Genomic DNA, 16000 nt, shown 5'->3' with positions numbered 1-16000 from the left:
ATGACCTCAAGTGCGCGTAGGGTCAAGTCACAAGGAGGCCGGTGTATGGCGAAGAACCCGGGCACATCCCCGGCGCGACGCGCGAGCGACCGGGGCCGTTACGGCAGGCTGAGCCGCGAGCGGGTGCTGGCCACCGCCCTGGAGCTGGTCGACCGCGAGGGGCTCGGCGCCCTGAGCATGCGGCGCCTGGGCTCCGAGCTGGGCGTCGAGGCGATGGCCCTGTACCGGTACGCGGAGGGCAAGGACGCCCTGCTGGAGGGCCTGGTCGAGGCGATGCACCTGGAGCTGCACGGACGTCTGGCGGCCGCGCAGCCCGACACCGGCGAGGCGCCGGACTGGCGCTCCGAACTGCACACCTTCGCCCGGACGATGTACGACGTGTGCCTGGCCCACCCGCACGCGGTGCCGCTGCTGACCACCCGGCTGCTGGCCGTGCCGATGGCCCGCAGGCCGCTGCCGGTGCTGCGCAGCCATGAGCGGGTGCTCGCCCTGCTGGCGCGGGCCGGCCTGGACGAGAAGACGTCCGCCGCCGCCTTCCAGGCCTTCCTCGCCTGGGTGCTCGGCTATGTCTCGGTCGAGCTGCGCCCCATGGTGGACAACCCCGACGAGCCCGACCCGGCCTTCCGCCTCGGGCTGCACCGCCTGCCGCAGCAGGACCTGCCCACCCTGCGCCGCATCGCGCCCGCGCTCGCCGAGCGGGGCGGGCCACAGGGGCTGGCGGCCGGACTCGACGCGCTCCTCGACCGCTTCACCAGACCGGCCTCGCGCTGACGGGAGCGGCGGAGTGGCCCCGCGCCGGTCCGCCGCTCACCACAGCTTGTCGATGGCCCCCGGGAACAGCGCGATACGGCTGTCCCGGAACGACGGCTCGGCCGCGCGGCTGCCGGGGGTGAAGAAGCAGGCCATCGTGACCTTGTCGAAGGCGGACCAGTCGCTCGGGAACGGCTCCTCGGGCGTCCCGCCGACCAGGACGGCGCCGGGCAGGTGCCGCCAGCCCGCGCTCTCGTAGAAGCCCTGGAGCGGACGGTCGCAGGTGAACAGGCCGACCTCCAGGCCCGCCCGGGCCATCGCCTCGCGCGCCGCGGACACCAGCCGCCGGCCGTGCCCCTGGCCGCGCGCCGCCCGCCGGGTCACCACCGTGCTCAGCCCGCCGGCCGCCCAGCGCCGCCCGGCGTGCGTGATCTCCTTGGTCAGCACGTCCAGCGCCGCCAGCACCGTGCCGTCGGCGACCAGCAGCATCGACACCGGCCGCAGCGCGGGGTCGTGGACCGGCGCGTCGGACGCGGCGCACGCCGGGTCCGAGGACGGCCAGGCCTCCTCCTGCAGGGCCCGCATCTGCCGCCGCAGCACGGCCGGCACGTCCTCCTCGGGACAGGTCAGGACCGTCGCTTGTGCGGGGACGGGGATCACCGTGCTCCTTCCGCTCGGCCGTGGCCGCCTCGAATGCGGCGGACATGCGTCAGGGGCCCTCCGAAGAGAGCCCCTGAGCTGCGGAGACATCCGACATCACTGTCGGGACGACAGGATTTGAACCTGCGACCCCTTGACCCCCAGTCAAGTGCGCTACCAAGCTGCGCCACGTCCCGGCCGCGCCGTCGCGCGGGGTGTCCCGCGTGATCGCGCGAACAGCACTTTACCCCACGCCGGGGGCTGCGCCGAAGGGGGCACGGTCGCACGGGACAATCGAGGCATGGCAGACACGGGCACGGCATCCGACGACGGCGTCCCCTCCCCGCGGCCGGGCGGCGCCCGCGACCGGGACAGCGAGGGACGCGCACGCAACGCGCGGCCCCGGGACGGGCTGGGCCGGCCCCTGCCCTACGGCACCCCGGGCGTGGCACGGCAGCCGGAGGGGGTGGTGCGCACCCCGCGGGAGACCGTGGCCGAGGCGCAGGCGCTGCTGGACGCGGGCCGGCCGTTCCACGCGCACGAGGTGTTCGAGGACGCCTGGAAGTCGGGGCCGCCGCGGGAGCGGACGCTGTGGCGCGGGCTCGCCCAGCTCGCGGTGGGTCTCACGCACGCGGCGCGCGGCAACGTCACCGGCGGGGCGCGGCTGCTGCGGCGCGGTGCGGGGGCCGTGGAGGAGTGGGCCGCGGACACGGGTGAGCGACGGCCGTACGGCCTGGAGCTCGGCCGTCTGGTCACCTGGGCGCGGGAGCTGGCGGGGGCGGTCGAGGCGGGCGCCGGCCCGGTGGACGCCCGGGAGCGGGCGCCCCGGCTGCGCTGAGAGGCATGCGGTGCCGTCACGGTCAGTGGCGTAGGGCAGACTCGGGGCGTGCGAAAGATTCATGTCATCGGGATCGGTGCCGGCGATCCCGACCAGCTGACCCTGCAGGCGGTCAAGGCGCTGCGCGGCACGGACGTGTTCTTCGTCCTCGACAAGGGCGAGGTGAAGTCCGACCTCGTCCAGCTGCGCCGGGACATGCTGCAGGCGCACATACCCGAGGGCGGCTACCGGGTGGTCGAGGCCCGTGACCCCGAGCGGGACCGCCGCGCGGGAGGCGCCGCGTACTCGCCGGCCGTCGGGGACTGGCGCAGCGCCCGCGCCGGCATCTACGAGCGGCTGATCGCCGAGGAGCTCGGCGAGGAGCAGACCGGCGCGTTCCTGGTGTGGGGCGACCCCGCGCTGTACGACAGCACGATCGCGATCCTGGACGAGGTGCTCGGGCGGGGCGCGGTCGCGTTCGACTACGACGTCATCCCCGGGGTCAGCAGCGTCTCGGCCCTCGTGGCCCGGCATCGCACGGGGCTGAACCGGGTGGCGCGGCCGGTGCAGATCACCACCGGGCGGCGCCTGGCGGAGGGCTTCCCGGAGGGCGTGGACGACGTGGTGGTGATGCTGGACGCCCACCAGGCCTTCCGGAACTACGCCGACCAGGACATGCACATCTACTGGGGCGCCTACATCGGCACCCCGGACGAGATCCTCGCCTCCGGACCCATCGCCGAGGCCGCGCCGCGCATCGAGCGGCTGCGGGCCGAGGCGCGGGAGCGCAAGGGGTGGATCATGGACACGTATCTGCTGCGCCGCAACCCGGAAAACTCCTGACGCACCCGCCCGGACCACCGGGCATGCGGCGGCGGACCGCCGGTGTGATCGTGACCTCGTGACAGTCGCCGAGGAGAGCGCACCGCCGGCCGCGCAGCCACCGGTGCTGGACGTGCGCCGCCGGAACATCGTCTTCGTGACGATCATGCTGGGGATGCTGCTTGCGGCCCTCGACCAGACCATCGTGGGCACGGCGCTGCCGACGATCGTGTCGGACCTGGGCGGCGCGGAGCACATGTCCTGGGTGGTCACGTCGTACCTGCTGGCGGAGACCGTCGCGACGGTGCTGGTGGGCAAGTTCGGCGACCTGTTCGGCCGAAAGGTCGTCTTCCAGGTCTCGGCGATCGTGTTCATCACCGGCTCGTTCCTGTGCGGCCTGGCGACGAACATGTCGCTGCTGATCGCCTGGCGGGCGATGCAGGGCGTCGGCGCGGGCGGGCTGATGGTGACGTCGATGGCGCTGATCGCGGACGTCATCCCGCTCAGGGAACGCGGCAAGTACCAGGGCGCGATCGGTGCCGTGTTCGGCGTGTCCACGGTGATCGGGCCGCTGCTGGGCGGGCTGTTCACCGACCATCTGTCGTGGCGGTGGGCGTTCTACGTCAACGTGCCGATCGCCGTGCTGGTCGTCGCCGCGGCCGCGCGCACCATCCCGGTCGTGAAGTCGGCGTCCCGGCCGGTCATCGACTACCTGGGCATCGCGCTCGTCGCGGTCGGCGCGAGCGCGCTGATCCTGGCGACCAGCTGGGGCGGCAACGAGTACGCCTGGGGTTCCGGCGTCATCATCGGCCTGTTCACCGGCGGCGCCCTCGCGCTCGCCCTGTTCTGCCTGGTGGAGACCCGGGCGGCCGAACCGATGCTGCCGATGCGGCTGTTCGCCAACCCGGTGTTCACGGTGTGCTCGATCCTCAGCTTCATCGTCGGCTTCGCCATGCTCGGGGCGATGACGTACCTGCCGACGTATCTGCAGTACGTGGACGGCGACTCGGCGACGGTCTCCGGGGTGCGGACCCTGCCGATGGTGGCCGGCCTGCTCATCGCGTCGGTCTTCAGCGGCAACGTGGTCAGCAAGACGGGCCGCTACCGGATCTTCCCGATCGCCGGCTCCCTGGTGATGGGGGTGGGCCTGTATCTGATGTCGCTGATGGGCCCGTCGACCGGGGCGGGGCTGGAGTCCCTGTACATGTTCGTGCTGGGCGTCGGCATCGGGCTGTGCATGCAGGTGCTGACGATCGCCGTGCAGAACACCGTCGACTACGCCGACCTGGGCACGGCCACCTCCGGCGTCACCTTTTTCCGTACGCTGGGCAGCTCGTTCGGCACCGCCGTGTTCGGCACGATCTACACCAACGCGCTCACGCCGAACCTGTCGGAGGGTATCGCGGCCGCGGCCCGCACCGGCGCGGCGGACCCCGCCACCGTGACCCGCGCGGCGACCAGCCCGGAGGGCCTGCACGGGCTGCCCGCTGCGGCGGCCCGCCCGATCGTCGACGCCTACGCGGACACCCTCCAGACCGTGTTCCTGTGGACGGTCCCGGTCGCCGCGCTCGGCTTCCTGATCGCCCTGTTCCTCAAGCAGGTCCAGCTGCGCGACAGCGCGCGCCTCGGCTCCACCGATCTCGGCGAGGGGTTCGCCTCGCCGCACGACGCCAACGCGCAGCGGGTGCTGGAGGCGTCCGTGGCGAAGATCATCGGCGCCACGGAGCTGTCCACCGCGCGCCGGATCATCCAGGAGTCCGACACCCGGCTGGACGTGGCCGGGGCGTGGGCGGTGATGCAGGTGGAGCTGTTCACCCGGATGACCGGCCATGCGAGCCTCGGTCTGATCGCCGCGCGCCGCCATCTGCCGCCCGAGGTCCTGCTGCCGGTCTTCGACCGGATGGTCGAGGAGGGCTATCTGAGCCGCTTCGGCAACCTGTTCTCGCACACCGAGGCGGGCGCCCGCGAGGCCCGCGTCCTCACCGAGGCGTGGGGTGCCTGGCTGGAGGACCGGGTCCAGCAGGACATCGGCCGCCCCGCCGGCGCCGACCTGCGCGCCGCGGTCGACACCATCGCGAAACGGCTCCTGGTGGAGGACCTGAGCACCGGGCTGCCACAGCGGCCGGCCGAGCCTGCGCGGGCGGCGGTCGCCTGAGAACCGGCTGCTCACGCAGGCCGGCGGCGACGAACCGGCGGATCAGAAGATGACCTGTGTCGCCCGGCGGCCCTCCTGGGTCGCCTCCGCCGAGCACCGCACCGAGATCCTGGGCGCGCTCGACCGGATGCGGGCCTGACTCATCGTGGGCTGAGGCCGAGCCGCTCCAGTACGCCCGCGGTGTCCGGCACCGGCGTCACCGAGTCCGGCAGCGGTGGGCGTCGTACGACCACCACCGGCAGGCCCAGCTCGCGGGCGGCGGTCAGTTTGGCCGCCGTCGCCTCTCCCCCGCTGTCCTTGGTCACCAGGACGTCGATGCGGTGCTCCCGCAGGAGGGCCGTCTCGTCGGCCACGGTGAACGGGCCCCGTGCCAGCAGCACGTCGAGCCGCGGCGGCAGCGGCGGCTCGGGCGGCTCCACGGACCGCATGACGAAGTGGGTGTCCGTCAGGTGCGCGAAGGCGGCGAGGCCGAGGCGGCCGGTGGTCAGGAACACCCGGCGGCCGAGCGGCGGGAGGGCACGTGCGGCCGCGTCGAGGGAGTCGACCGGGTGCCAGCGGTCGCCGGGGACCGGCTGCCAGCCCGGCCGGCGCAGCACCGTCAGCGGTACGCCGGTCAGCGCGGCCGCCTCGGCGGCGTTCGCGGTGATGCCGGCGGCGAAGGGGTGCGTGGCGTCGACGAGCGCGGTCACCCGCTGCTCGCCGAGCCACGCGGCGAGCCCCTCCACGCCCCCGAACCCGCCGACGCGCACCTCGCCGTCGACCGCGCCGGGCCGGCTCACCCGTCCCGCCAGCGACGTCGTCACCCGCACCCCGGGCCGCTCGGCGAGGGCGGCGGCGAGCCGGCGGGCCTCGGTGGTGCCGCCGAGGATCAGGATGTGCGGGGTCTGCATGGCGTCGAGGGTAGAAGGCGCCCGGTCCGGCGACGTCACCGGCCGCCTGCCGGGGCGGCCCGCTATCGTCCCGGCATGGACGCGGTGCGCGGTGTGCTGATCGACATCGACGGTGTGCTCACGGTCTCCTGGCGCCCGCTTCCGGGGGCGGTGGAGGCGCTGCGGGCGGTGCGGGAGGCCGGTCTGCCCGTGGTCCTGGTGACCAACACGACGTCCCGGACGCGGGCGTCGATCGCCGCCGTGCTGGCCGAGTCGGGGTTCCCGGTCACGGCCGACGACATCCTCACCGCGCCCGCCGCGACCGCCGCCCATCTCGCCGAGCACCTGCCCGGGGCCCGCTGCGCCCTGCTCAACAGCGGGGACATCGCCGAGGACCTGACCGGTGTGAGGGTGGTCAGCGAGGACGCCGACGTCGTCCTCGTCGGCGGCGCGGGCCCCGAGTTCGGCTACGACGCCCTGAACCGGGCCTTCGGCCACCTCCAGCGCGGCGCCCGGCTCATCGCCATGCACCGCAACCTGTACTGGCGTACGAGCGACGGCCTCCAGCTGGACTCCGGGGCGTTCCTGCTGGGCCTGGAGGCGGCCGCGCGGACCGAGGCGGAGGTCACCGGCAAGCCGTCCCCGGCGTTCTTCGCGGCGGCGCTGCACCGGCTCGGTGTGTCCGCGGGCGAGGCGGTGATGGTGGGCGACGACGTCGAGTCGGACGTGCTGGCCGCGCAGCGCGCCGGGATCACGGGCGTGCTCGTGCGGACGGGGAAGTTCCAGCAGGAGACCCTGGACGGGGCGTCCGGCAGGCCCGCCCATGTCGTCGGCTCGTTCGCCGATGTGCCCGCGCTGCTCGGTCTAGCGCAGTAGCAGCTGCAGTCCGCCCACCACGGTGGCCGCGATGACGAGTTGCTCGAAGAGCCGCTGGTTGATCCTGTTCACGGCCCATTTGCCGAACAGCGCGCCGGGCACCACGAACACCGCGAGCGCCGCGTCCAGCAGCAGCGAGCGGCCGTCGATCAGTCCGAGGCCCGCGCTGAAGGGCACCTTGGAGACATTGACGATGAGGAAGAAGAACGCCGACGTGCCCAGGAACCCCAGCTTCCGGAAGCCGGCCGAGAGCAGGTACATCGACATCACCGGACCGCCGGCGTTGGCGACCATCGTCGTGAAGCCGCCGAGGACGCCGTAGGAGCGGGCCTTGATCCGGCCCGCCCGGGTGGTGACCGCGTCCGGCTGCGCCGTCTGTTCGGCCGTACGCCGCCGCCAGACCGTCACGCCGGCCATCAGCAGCAGGATCGCGCCGATCGAGACCCGGACGACACCGTCGTCGGCCCACACCAGGAACAGCGTGCCGGCCACCACGCCCGCGGCGACCGCCGGGAACAGCCGCCACAGGGTGGGCCAGTGGGCGTGCCGCCGGTAGGTGAGCACCGCGAGCACGTCCCCGGCGATCAGCACCGGGAGCAGCACGCCGGTGGAGGCGCGGGCGGGCAGGACCGCCGCGAAGATCGCGAGGCTGACCGTGTTCGCCCCGCTCACGGCGGTCTTGGAGAAGCCGACGAGCAGCGCCGCGAAGGCGAGCGCGGCGAACCCCCAGCCGGATATGTGCCACAGCGTCATCGTGTCCATGCGGCCACCGATGCTATGTCCTGACATCCGGCCGCAGAAACGCGTCTCGGCAGGTGATCCAGTCCGCCGGTGACCCGCTAGCCGGCGTACCGCGTGCGCAGTTCCCGCTTGAGCACCTTCATGCTGGGGCCCAGCGGCAGCGCGTCGGTGAACTCCACGCGCCGCGGGTACTTGTGCCGGCCCAGGTGCTCCTTGGACCACTCCGTGAGCGCGGCGGCGTCAACGGAGGCGCCCGGCGCGGGCACGACGACCGCGCACACCTCCTCGCCGTGCAGCTCGTCCGGCAGGCCGATCACGGCGACCTGCGCGATGTCCGGGTGCCGCATCAGGACCTCCTCGACCTCGCGCGGGTAGACGTTGTAGCCGCCGCGGATGATGACGTCCTTCTTGCGGTCGACGATCCGCAGGAAGCCCTCCTCGTCCTTGGTGCCGAGGTCGCCGGTGCGGAACCAGCCGTCGACGACGGCCTCCGCGGTCGCCTCGGGTCGGCCCAGATAGCCGGAGAAGACGTTGTGGCCGCGGATGACGACCTCGCCGAGCTCGCCGGGCGGGAGCAGTTCGATCCGGCCCTCGGTCTCGGCGCGGGCGATCTCCACGTCGACGCCCCACAGCGGGTGCCCGATGGTGCCGGCCTTCGTGCCGAACCAGGGCTGGTTGACCGTCGCCGTCGGTGAGGTCTCCGACAGCCCGTACCCCTCGTGGATCCGCGCCCCGAACGCGGCCTCGAACCGCTCCAGCACGGCGACCGGCAGGGAGGCGCCGCCCGAGATGCACACCCGCAGTTCGGGCAGGGCGGGCGCGTCGGCGGCCGCGGCGGCGAGCGAGACGAACATGGTCGGCACGCCGTGGAAGGTGTTCACCTTCTCCGCCACCATCAGCTCGATGGCGCGGGCGGCGTCGAAGCGGGGCAGCAGGACGAGGGTGGCGCCCGCCCGCCAGGTGGAGTTCATCGACACCGTCTGCCCGAAGGCGTGGAAGAGCGGCAGCGCGCCGAGCGCGATGTCGTCGGGGCGGATGTCGTTGGCGTCGAAGGCGTTGACGGTCGCGTTCATCACCAGGTTGAAGTGGCTGAGCACGGCGCCCTTGGGCACGCCGGTGGTGCCGCTGGTGTAGAAGACGACCGCGGGGTCGTCGGCGGCGCGGGTGACGTACGACGGGAGCGGGTCGGCGTTCGCCGCGAGCTTGTCGAACTCCTCGCCCAGGGTGACGACCCGCACCCCGGTCGCCTCGGCCGCCGCGCGGCCGGTCTGCGCCTGCGCCGGGTGGACCAGCAGCAGGGTCGCCCCGCTGTCCCGCAGGACGTGCTCGACCTCCGGCGGGGAGAGCAGCAGGTGGACGGGGACGACGACCCCGCCGGCCGCGGCGACGGCGTAGTAGGCGAGCGGGAACTCCGCCGTGTTGGGCGCCATCAGGGCCACCCGGTCCCCCGGCGCGACGCCCAGCCCGGCCAGCGCGCCGGCCTGGGCCAGCGCCTGGCGCCACACCTCGGCGAAGGTCAGCCGCCGCTCGCCCTCGATCAGGGCGGTCTTTTCCGGGCGGCGCCGGGCGTTCTCGGCGAGAATGACGGCCAGGGACAGGGTTGCCATGGAGTGTCGCTCCGATTCCTTGCGGCTCTTGTCACCGGTTCCCCCGGTGCGGATCCCCCCGTTGGGCTCCGCGGTGCGGAGCACCCGTGCGCTGCGGTCAGTGCCTCTCGACCAGGACCGCGCTGCCCTGGCCCACGCCCACGCACATGGTGGCCAGGCCGCGCTCGGCGCCCGTGCGGCGCATGCGGTGCAGCAGGGTGGTCAGGATGCGGGCGCCGGAGCAGCCGAGCGGGTGGCCCAGCGCGATGGCACCGCCGCTGGCGTTGACCAGGCCGGGGTCGATGCCGAGCTGGTCGACGCAGGCGAGGGCCTGGGCGGCGAACGCCTCGTTGAACTCGGCCTCCTGCACGTCGCCGATGCTCCAGCCGGCCCGGGCGAGCACCTTGCGGGTGGCCGGGACCGGGCCGATGCCCATCACGTCCGGGTGGACCCCGGCGGAGCCGCCGGCCACGTACTGGCCCATGGACTCCAGGCCCAGCTCGTTCAGCGCCTCCTCGCTGACCAGGATCAGACCGGCCGCGCCGTCGTTCATCGGGGAGGCGTTGCCCGCGGTGACCGTGCCGCCGGCCCGGAAGACGGGCTTGAGCCGGGCGAGCTTGTCGTAGGAGGTGTCCTCGCGGACGCACTCGTCGGTGTCGACGACGACGCCGTCCGGGCGCCGGACGGGCAGGAGTTCGTCGTCGAAGTGGCCCAGCTTGCGTGCCTCGGCGGCCCGTTGGTGGCTGCGCAGCGCGAACTCGTCCTGCCGCTCGCGGGTGATGCCGTGGCGGGCGGCGACCTCCTCGGCGGTCTCGCCCATGGAGAGCAGACCGTGCAGGTCCTTCATCGCCGGGTTGACCAGCCGCCAGCCGAGCCGGGTGTCGTGGGTCTCGATGCGGTGCGGCAGGGCCTCGTCGGGGCGGGGCAGCACGAAGGGGGCGCGGCTCATCGACTCCGAGCCGCCCGCGATCACGATGTCGGCCTCGCCCGCGGCGATCGTGCGGGCGGCGGCGGTGACCGCTTCGAGGCCGGAGGCGCACAGCCGGTTCACCGTGGCGCCGGGTACGGTCTCGGGCAGGCCGGCGAGCAGGGCGGCCATGCGGGCGACGTTGCGGTTGTCCTCGCCCGCCTGGTTGGCCGCGCCCCAGTAGACGTCGTCGATCCGGGCGGGGTCGAGCGCGGGCACGTCGGCGACCAGGCCGCGGATCACGGTGGCGGCGAGGTCGTCGGGCCGCACCGGGGACAGCGCGCCGCGCAGCTTGCCGATGGGGGTGCGGCGGGCGGCGGCGAAGTGGACGGGACGCAACGTGAGGACTCCTGACCGACGGCGCTGTGGACCAGCGAGCTCTTAATTAGCACTGCTAGTTTTGGACTATAGACCGCCGGACGGCTCCCTGGGAAGGTCCCCCTGCCCGGACGTGTCCCAGACGTGAGCACCGCCCCGCGGCCCGGCCCCCCGGTTTGTCACTGTGGCCCCAGGGCACCCGCGCCCCCATGGAGTGGTTGCGGCACGCCGCCTGCGTGGGCGAGGACCCCGAGCTCTTCTTTCCCGTCGGCACCAGCGGACCGGCGCTGCGGGACATCGAGGCCGCCAAGCGCGTGTGCGCCCGCTGCCCGGTGTCCGCCCCCTGCCTGACGTACGCGCTCGGCAGCGGGCCGGCCGCGGGGGTGTGGGGCGGGACCTACGAGGAGGAGCGCGCCGAACTGCTCCGTACGCCGAAGGACGAGGTCAGGAGGAGAAGCACACCATGACCGTCGTGAAGAGCACGCTGCCCGACGACGCCCGCCGCATCGCCGGCCAGGCACTGCAGGACACCCTCGTGGACCTGCTCGGCCTGTCGCTGGTGGGCAAGCAGGCGCACTGGAACATCGTGGGGCCGCGGTTCCGCTCGATCCACCTCCAGCTGGACGAGGTGGTAGCGGCCGCGCGCGGCTTCGCCGACACGGTGGCGGAGCGTGCCGCGGCGCTCGGGGTGACACCGGACGGCCGCCCGGAGACCGTCGCCGCCGCCTACGGCCTGCCCGGCCCCAAGGAGGGCCGGCTGCGCGACACGGAGGTCGTGGAGCTGATGGTGGAGTCGCTGCAGGAGGCCATCACCCGGCTGCGGGAGCGGATCGCGGCCACGGACGAGCCCGACCCGGTCACCCAGGACCTGCTGATCGGCATCACCGCCGAGCTGGAGAAGCAGCGCTGGATGTTCGAGGCGGAGAACCAGCCCCGCGGCTGACCGGCCGCCGTCCGGCCGCACGACGCACGTACGAACGACGAAAGGGGCAGCCATGGCTGACGCCCTGGAACTCGACGCGCTGTGGGAGGACTTCCACCGCGTGGTGAACATGACCTCGGCGGAGCTGGCCGCCTGGCTGAAGGTGCGCGACGCCGCCGAGGACACCGAGCCCCTGCCGGAGGAGGCGGGCAGCCCGACCGGGCAGCATGTGCTGGCCATCCTGCAGAAGCGGCGCACCGACCTGACGGAGGACGACCTGCGCGTGATGCGCAAGGTCGTGGACACGGTGACCGAGCAGGCCGACCTGGAGAACGAGCCGGAGGCCGAGGACACCCGGCGCCGGCACCGGCTGATGACGATCGGGCACGACCCGCTCAAGCCATGAGCGACGACCGGCACGCGGCCCGCGTGGTCGAGGAGCTGGTGCGCGCGCACGGGCGGACCTACGCCGAGGAGGCCGGCATCCGGCTGCGCGACACCCCGCAGCCGCTGTACCGGCTCCTGGTGCTGTCGGTGCTGCTCAGCGCACGCATCCGGGCCTCGGTGGCGGTCGCCGCCGCGCGCGAGCTGCACGCGGCCGGGCTGCGGGACGCGCGCCGCACGGCCGCTTCCGACTGGCAGGAGCGGGTCGACGCGCTGGGCCGCGGCGGCTACCGGCGCTACGACGAGCGCACGGCCACCATGCTGGGCGAGGGGGCCGAGCTGGTGGCCGAGCGCTGGGGCGGCGATCTGCGCCGGCTGCGCGACGAGGCGGGGGGCGAGCCGGACGCACTGCGCCGGCTGCTGCAGGAGGTGCCGGGGATGGGACCGGCGGGCGCCGGGATCTTCCTGCGCGAGGTGCAGCGGGTGTGGCCGCAGACGGGACCGCAGATCGACGACAAGGCGCTGCAGGGCGCCGAGCGGCTCGGACTGCCCCCGGACCCCGGCCGGCTGCTGAAGCTCGCCGGGGACACCGAACCGGCCGTCCTCGCCGCCGCACTGGTACGGGCCGCACTCGACAAGAACGTGGTGGACGACGTCCGGCGCAGGGTCGACGACGCGGACGCCGGGTGAGCAGCCATGACGGAGCCGGTCTTCTACGTCGACCGCTCGGACATCCGCCCGGGCATGCTCGCCGAGGCGCGGCAGCGGATGGCCGAGCTGGTGGACTTCGTCCGGGAGCGCGAGCCGCGGCTGATCGCCTACCGCTTCTACGAGGACGCCGACGCGTCGACGATGACAGTGGTGGCCGTGCACCCCGACTCCGCCTCCATGGAACTGCACCTGCGCCTCGGCGGACCGGGCTTCCGCCGGCTCGGCGAGTGCATCCGCCTGCGCTCGGTCGACGTCTACGGCCCGCTCGCCCCGGCCGCCGCCGAGGCGGTCCGCGCCAAGGCACGGATGCTCGGCGGCGCCGCCGTCACCTTCCACACCCTGCGGGCCGGCTTCGGCCGGTTCACCCCGCCAGCCGGCTGAGCGCCGCCGACACCAGCGTCTGCACGCCCGGCAGCAGCACCGAGAGGTCGGGGGCGAACAGCGGGCTGTGGTTGCCCGGCACATTGCCGAACTTCTCGCCCAGCTCCCGGCCCGGCGCCGCGTCCCACACCGGAGCCGGCGTCGACGTCACGTACCAGTAGTCGTACGGCACGCCCTGCGGCGCCAGCAGGGAGAAGTCCTCGCTGCCCATGGCCGGACCGAAGTCGAACACGGTGTGCTCACCGAACAGCGCCCGGTGCACGGCGGCGATCTCCCCGTCCAGGACGGCGTCGTTGACGGTGTTCGGATAGCCCGGATGCACGGTGACCTCGGGCGGCACCGGGCAGCCGGCCGCCGCGCACTCGCCCTCCACGATCCTGCGCACGGCGGTCAGGACGCGTTCGCGTACGGCCGTGTCCTGGGTGCGCAGGTTGAGCGCGAGCCGCGCCTGGTCGGGGATGATGTTGTGCTTCGTGCCGGCGTGGAACTGCCCCACCGTGAGCACCGCCGACTCCTTCGCGGCGACCTCGCGGGCGACCACCGTCTGCAGCCGGGTGACGATGTACGCCGCCGTCACGACCGGGTCGACGGTGGACTCGGGACGGGAACCGTGCCCGCCCACGCCGTGCACGACGACGTCGATGTCGTCGGCGGCGGACATGGTCAGGCCGGGGGTGTGCGGGTAGAAACCAGCGGGGCCCGGCGCGACATGCTGGCCGAACAGCACGTCGGGGCGCGGGAAGCGCTCGTGCAGGCCGTCGGCGACCATGGCGCCCGCTCCCCCGCCGCTCTCCTCCGCGGGCTGGCCGACCACCACCAGCGTGCCGGACCAGCCGGCGCGGCCCGCCGCGAGCGCCTCGGCGGCCCCGGCCAGCCAGGTGACGTGCAGATCGTGCCCGCAGGCGTGCATCATCCCGTCCACCGTCGAGGCGTACGGCAGCCCGGTCGCCTCGCGCACCGGCAGCGCGTCCATGTCGGCCCGCAGCCAGACCACCGGCCCGTCGCCGTTCGCCAGCACTCCGACCACGCCGGTGCCGGCGACGCCCTCGGTCACCTCGTACCCGGCCGCGCGCAGTCGTGCCGCGAGCCTGCCGGCGGTGCGGTGCTCCTGGAAGGCCGGCTCGGGGTGGCGGTGCAGGTCGCGGTAGAACTCCTGAAGTTCGGCGGCCTTCACCGCGTCGGTCAGCTCCCGCGTCAGCCGGGCCACGGCTGCCGGTTCCCGCATGCTGCCTCCTCGTCGTCGGACGGCCGCGCCCGGCGCATCGCGCCGCCCGGTCGCCCGACACAGTTTTCCCCCGCACTGCACTACCGTGCGATTCATGTCATAGGGTTGTGGTGTTGATCACGCGGGGGTGCGGGCACGGCTCGTTCGCCCTGCGCTTCTTCCTTTTCCCTGCCCCGCATGCGAGAGGACGGCGGTCACCGATGTCCGGAGTCCAGGACGAAAGCCTTGGCTCAGCAACAGCATCCTCGGGATACACCCAGCGGCTCGCTCGGCTGGAGAAGGCGGGCCTCAAGCGGCTGCTGCCCACGCAGGCCCCCTACCGGTGGAACCTGCGGCGGCTGCAGCTGGGGCGGGTCCTCGACGTGGGCTGCGGTCTGGGCCGCAACCTGCTGAACTGCGGGCCGGACAGCGTCGGTGTGGATCACAACGCGCACTCGGTGGCCGTGTGCCGCGAGCGCGGGCTGACCGCCTACACGCCCGAGGAGCTGGCCGAGGCCCCCGGCTGCGGGCCCGGTTCCTTCGACAGCCTGCTGTGTGCCCACGTCCTGGAGCACATGGACGAGGAGATGGCGCAGGGCGTCCTGGAGCAGTACCTGCCGCTGGTGAAGCCGGGCGGGAAGGTCGTGCTGATCACTCCGCAGGAGGCCGGCTACAAGACGGACGCCACGCATGTGCGTTTCGTCGGGTTCGAGGAGCTGCACCGCCATGCCGAGAAGGCGGGCCTGACGGTGCGGCGGACGTACTCCTTCCCGTTCCCCCGGGCCACTGGGAAGGGGTTCCCGTACAACGAGTTCGTGCTGGTCGGCACCGTCGCCGGCTGAGCGGCGGCGCCTACCGCGGGGCGAGCGGCAGGTCCAGCACACGCGCGATGGTGCGCAGGACGCCGTTGTCGTTGTTGGACGGGGCCAGGTGCCGGGCCCGCCGGACGACCTCCGGGTGGGCGCCGGTCATCGCGAAGGACCACTCGGCCGCGTCCAGCATCTCCAGGTCGTTGAGGTAGTCGCCGAAGGCCATGGTCTGGGCCGGGGTGATGCCCAGCTCGCGCTGGAGGCGGCGCACGGCGGTGCCCTTGTTCGCGGTGCGGTTCATCACGTCCACCCAGTGCTCGCCGGAGACGACGACCTGGTGGGTGGCGGTGAAGCCGGCCAGGCCGGGCGCGGTGCCGTGCTCGGCGGAGCCGAAGTCGTACAGGGCCACCTTGATGAAGTCGTCGTCGACGGTGGTGACGTCCTCGACGACGCGCAGCTCGGCGTAGTACTTGCGCGCCTCGGCCAGGAACGCCTCGTCCGCGCGCTCGACGTAGGCGGCCCGCTTGCCGCACAGCACCGCGCCGAGGTCGACGCCGCCGGCGGCGAGCCGACGGGCCGCGCCGACGACACGGACGGCGGCGTCCCGCTCCAGCGGGTCGGAGCTCAGCTCCACGCCGTCGCGCACGACGTAGGTGCCGTTCTCGGCGATGAACACCATGCCGTCGGCGACGTCCGCGAACTGCCGCGCCAGGGAGGCGTACTGACGGCCGCTCGCCGGGCTGAACAGCACCCCGCGCTCGCGCAGCAGCTCCAGTGCCCGCCACAGGCCGGGCGGGGCCTGCTTGTCGTCGTCCAGGAGCGTGCCGTCCATGTCGGTGACGATCAGCCGGATGTCGGCCGGGGTGTCACCGGGGCGTGGCTCGGAGGTGCTGACGAGGGGCGCGCTGCTGTACGGCATGTCCTGCTTTCGGTCGGGGGCGTCCTTTCCACCCTACGGGAGGCACCGCGGTGCCCCTTGCCCCGATTCCGGGGACAGCGTGATCGCCGGACGGCACAATGAGGCGGCGACGCCGCAGGCGCGACGAGGA

At 73.5% G+C, this 16000-nt stretch carries 18 protein-coding genes and 1 tRNA gene; 11 read left to right on the top strand and 8 right to left on the bottom strand.

The window, feature by feature from the left end:
• The first annotated feature begins 45 nt into the window (after positions 1 to 45).
• Positions 46 to 771 (top strand): TetR/AcrR family transcriptional regulator, encoded by a 726-nt coding sequence (locus C3489_RS23120; RefSeq protein ID WP_103783959.1) that lies wholly within the window; start codon positions 46 to 48, stop codon positions 769 to 771.
• Positions 772 to 807: 36 nt separating this feature from the next.
• Here the strand turns inward: C3489_RS23120 and C3489_RS23115 are convergent, their stop codons facing one another.
• Together C3489_RS23115 and C3489_RS23110 are read right to left on the bottom strand one after the other, a co-directional pair.
• Entirely contained in the window at positions 808 to 1410 is a 603-nt protein-coding gene (locus tag C3489_RS23115) for a GNAT family N-acetyltransferase (protein ID WP_258054914.1), read from the bottom strand.
• Positions 1411 to 1512: 102 nt separating this feature from the next.
• A tRNA-Pro gene (locus C3489_RS23110) sits at positions 1513 to 1586 on the bottom strand.
• Positions 1587 to 1690: 104 nt separating this feature from the next.
• Between C3489_RS23110 and C3489_RS23105 the strand changes: the two genes are divergently transcribed.
• Genes C3489_RS23105 through C3489_RS23095 form a run of 3 tightly spaced genes read left to right on the top strand, consistent with a single transcriptional unit; the run spans position 1691 to position 5183 of the window.
• Positions 1691 to 2227 (top strand): DUF309 domain-containing protein, encoded by a 537-nt coding sequence (locus C3489_RS23105; protein WP_103783957.1) that lies wholly within the window; start codon positions 1691 to 1693, stop codon positions 2225 to 2227.
• 48 nt (positions 2228 to 2275) lie between these two features.
• A complete protein-coding gene (gene cobF, locus C3489_RS23100; RefSeq protein ID WP_103783956.1) occupies positions 2276 to 3049 on the top strand; it encodes a precorrin-6A synthase (deacetylating) in 774 nt (257 codons plus the stop codon).
• A 58-nt stretch (positions 3050 to 3107) separates the two neighbouring features.
• Positions 3108 to 5183: an MDR family MFS transporter gene (locus tag C3489_RS23095; RefSeq protein ID WP_103783955.1), complete on the top strand. Its 2076-nt coding sequence runs from the start codon at positions 3108 to 3110 to the stop codon at positions 5181 to 5183.
• Positions 5184 to 5323: 140 nt separating this feature from the next.
• On the opposite strand, the gene C3489_RS23090 is transcribed toward C3489_RS23095, so the two are convergent.
• Positions 5324 to 6073, bottom strand: a complete 750-nt coding sequence (locus tag C3489_RS23090; RefSeq protein WP_103783954.1) for a cobalt-precorrin-6A reductase — start codon at positions 6071 to 6073, stop codon at positions 5324 to 5326.
• A gap of 75 nt (positions 6074 to 6148) precedes the next feature.
• Between C3489_RS23090 and C3489_RS23085 the strand changes: the two genes are divergently transcribed.
• Positions 6149 to 6928 (top strand): HAD-IIA family hydrolase, encoded by a 780-nt coding sequence (locus C3489_RS23085; protein WP_103783953.1) that lies wholly within the window; start codon positions 6149 to 6151, stop codon positions 6926 to 6928.
• On the opposite strand, the gene C3489_RS23080 is transcribed toward C3489_RS23085, so the two are convergent.
• The 3 genes from C3489_RS23080 to C3489_RS23070 form a co-directional block, all read right to left on the bottom strand.
• Positions 6917 to 7690, bottom strand: coding sequence for a sulfite exporter TauE/SafE family protein (locus C3489_RS23080; protein ID WP_103783952.1), 774 nt, complete (start codon positions 7688 to 7690; stop codon positions 6917 to 6919). The two genes, C3489_RS23085 and C3489_RS23080, sit on opposite strands and share 12 nt — an antisense overlap.
• Before the next feature lie 77 nt (positions 7691 to 7767).
• A complete protein-coding gene (locus C3489_RS23075; protein ID WP_103783951.1) occupies positions 7768 to 9276 on the bottom strand; it encodes a long-chain fatty acid--CoA ligase in 1509 nt (502 codons plus the stop codon).
• Positions 9277 to 9373: 97 nt separating this feature from the next.
• The gene (locus C3489_RS23070) at positions 9374 to 10561 is read right to left on the bottom strand and encodes a thiolase family protein (protein ID WP_103783950.1); all 1188 of its coding nucleotides are present in this window, start codon (positions 10559 to 10561) and stop codon (positions 9374 to 9376) included.
• A gap of 188 nt (positions 10562 to 10749) precedes the next feature.
• Between C3489_RS23070 and C3489_RS23065 the strand changes: the two genes are divergently transcribed.
• From C3489_RS23065 to C3489_RS23045, 5 genes are read left to right on the top strand one after another with little or no spacing between them, the layout of a single operon-like run.
• The gene (locus C3489_RS23065) at positions 10750 to 11007 is read left to right on the top strand and encodes a WhiB family transcriptional regulator (protein ID WP_181139802.1); all 258 of its coding nucleotides are present in this window, start codon (positions 10750 to 10752) and stop codon (positions 11005 to 11007) included.
• The gene (locus C3489_RS23060) at positions 11004 to 11483 is read left to right on the top strand and encodes a Dps family protein (RefSeq protein WP_103783949.1); all 480 of its coding nucleotides are present in this window, start codon (positions 11004 to 11006) and stop codon (positions 11481 to 11483) included. The genes C3489_RS23065 and C3489_RS23060 overlap by 4 nt, the downstream gene beginning before the upstream one ends.
• A gap of 52 nt (positions 11484 to 11535) precedes the next feature.
• Positions 11536 to 11868, top strand: a complete 333-nt coding sequence (locus C3489_RS23055; RefSeq protein WP_103783948.1) for a DUF3140 domain-containing protein — start codon at positions 11536 to 11538, stop codon at positions 11866 to 11868.
• Complete coding sequence (locus C3489_RS23050; RefSeq protein ID WP_103783947.1) at positions 11865 to 12536, top strand: endonuclease; 672 nt, start codon at positions 11865 to 11867, stop codon at positions 12534 to 12536. Before C3489_RS23055 ends, C3489_RS23050 begins: the two co-directional genes overlap by 4 nt.
• A gap of 6 nt (positions 12537 to 12542) precedes the next feature.
• Positions 12543 to 12938 carry a hypothetical protein gene (locus tag C3489_RS23045; protein WP_103783946.1) on the top strand — a complete coding sequence of 132 codons (396 nt, stop codon included), beginning with the start codon at positions 12543 to 12545 and terminating at the stop codon, positions 12936 to 12938.
• Here C3489_RS23045 and C3489_RS23040 read toward each other — a convergent pair.
• Complete coding sequence (locus C3489_RS23040; protein WP_103783945.1) at positions 12919 to 14163, bottom strand: amidohydrolase; 1245 nt, start codon at positions 14161 to 14163, stop codon at positions 12919 to 12921. The two genes, C3489_RS23045 and C3489_RS23040, sit on opposite strands and share 20 nt — an antisense overlap.
• 200 nt (positions 14164 to 14363) lie before the next feature.
• On the opposite strand from C3489_RS23040, the gene C3489_RS23035 reads away from it, so the two are divergent.
• On the top strand, positions 14364 to 14984 hold the full coding sequence (locus C3489_RS23035; RefSeq protein WP_103783944.1) for a bifunctional 2-polyprenyl-6-hydroxyphenol methylase/3-demethylubiquinol 3-O-methyltransferase UbiG: 621 nt from the start codon (positions 14364 to 14366) through the stop codon (positions 14982 to 14984).
• A gap of 10 nt (positions 14985 to 14994) precedes the next feature.
• On the opposite strand, the gene C3489_RS23030 is transcribed toward C3489_RS23035, so the two are convergent.
• Positions 14995 to 15870: a Cof-type HAD-IIB family hydrolase gene (locus C3489_RS23030; protein ID WP_103783943.1), complete on the bottom strand. Its 876-nt coding sequence runs from the start codon at positions 15868 to 15870 to the stop codon at positions 14995 to 14997.
• Between the last annotated feature and the right edge of the window lie 130 nt (positions 15871 to 16000).

This window comes from Streptomyces sp. Ru71, from assembly GCF_002920535.1.
Lineage (GTDB): Bacteria > Actinomycetota > Actinomycetes > Streptomycetales > Streptomycetaceae > Streptomyces.
The sequence above is the reverse complement of the archived record's forward strand: the minus strand, read 5'-3'. Positions and strand labels throughout refer to the sequence as shown.

Bases quoted from the DNA above. Each gene is read 5' to 3' on its own strand.
- C3489_RS23120 (WP_103783959.1), top strand. From the start codon at position 46: ATGGCGAAGAACCCGGGCACATCCCCGGCGCGACGCGCGAGCGACCGG.
- C3489_RS23105 (WP_103783957.1), top strand. From the start codon at position 1,691: ATGGCAGACACGGGCACGGCATCCGACGACGGCGTCCCCTCCCCGCGG.
- C3489_RS23090 (WP_103783954.1), bottom strand. From the start codon at position 6,073: ATGCAGACCCCGCACATCCTGATCCTCGGCGGCACCACCGAGGCCCGC.
- C3489_RS23085 (WP_103783953.1), top strand. From the start codon at position 6,149: ATGGACGCGGTGCGCGGTGTGCTGATCGACATCGACGGTGTGCTCACG.
- C3489_RS23080 (WP_103783952.1), bottom strand. From the start codon at position 7,690: ATGGACACGATGACGCTGTGGCACATATCCGGCTGGGGGTTCGCCGCG.
- C3489_RS23075 (WP_103783951.1), bottom strand. From the start codon at position 9,276: ATGGCAACCCTGTCCCTGGCCGTCATTCTCGCCGAGAACGCCCGGCGC.
- C3489_RS23065 (WP_181139802.1), top strand. From the start codon at position 10,750: ATGGAGTGGTTGCGGCACGCCGCCTGCGTGGGCGAGGACCCCGAGCTC.
- C3489_RS23060 (WP_103783949.1), top strand. From the start codon at position 11,004: ATGACCGTCGTGAAGAGCACGCTGCCCGACGACGCCCGCCGCATCGCC.
- C3489_RS23055 (WP_103783948.1), top strand. From the start codon at position 11,536: ATGGCTGACGCCCTGGAACTCGACGCGCTGTGGGAGGACTTCCACCGC.
- C3489_RS23050 (WP_103783947.1), top strand. From the start codon at position 11,865: ATGAGCGACGACCGGCACGCGGCCCGCGTGGTCGAGGAGCTGGTGCGC.
- C3489_RS23045 (WP_103783946.1), top strand. From the start codon at position 12,543: ATGACGGAGCCGGTCTTCTACGTCGACCGCTCGGACATCCGCCCGGGC.
- C3489_RS23040 (WP_103783945.1), bottom strand. From the start codon at position 14,163: ATGCGGGAACCGGCAGCCGTGGCCCGGCTGACGCGGGAGCTGACCGAC.
- C3489_RS23035 (WP_103783944.1), top strand. From the start codon at position 14,364: ATGTCCGGAGTCCAGGACGAAAGCCTTGGCTCAGCAACAGCATCCTCG.
- C3489_RS23030 (WP_103783943.1), bottom strand. From the start codon at position 15,870: ATGCCGTACAGCAGCGCGCCCCTCGTCAGCACCTCCGAGCCACGCCCC.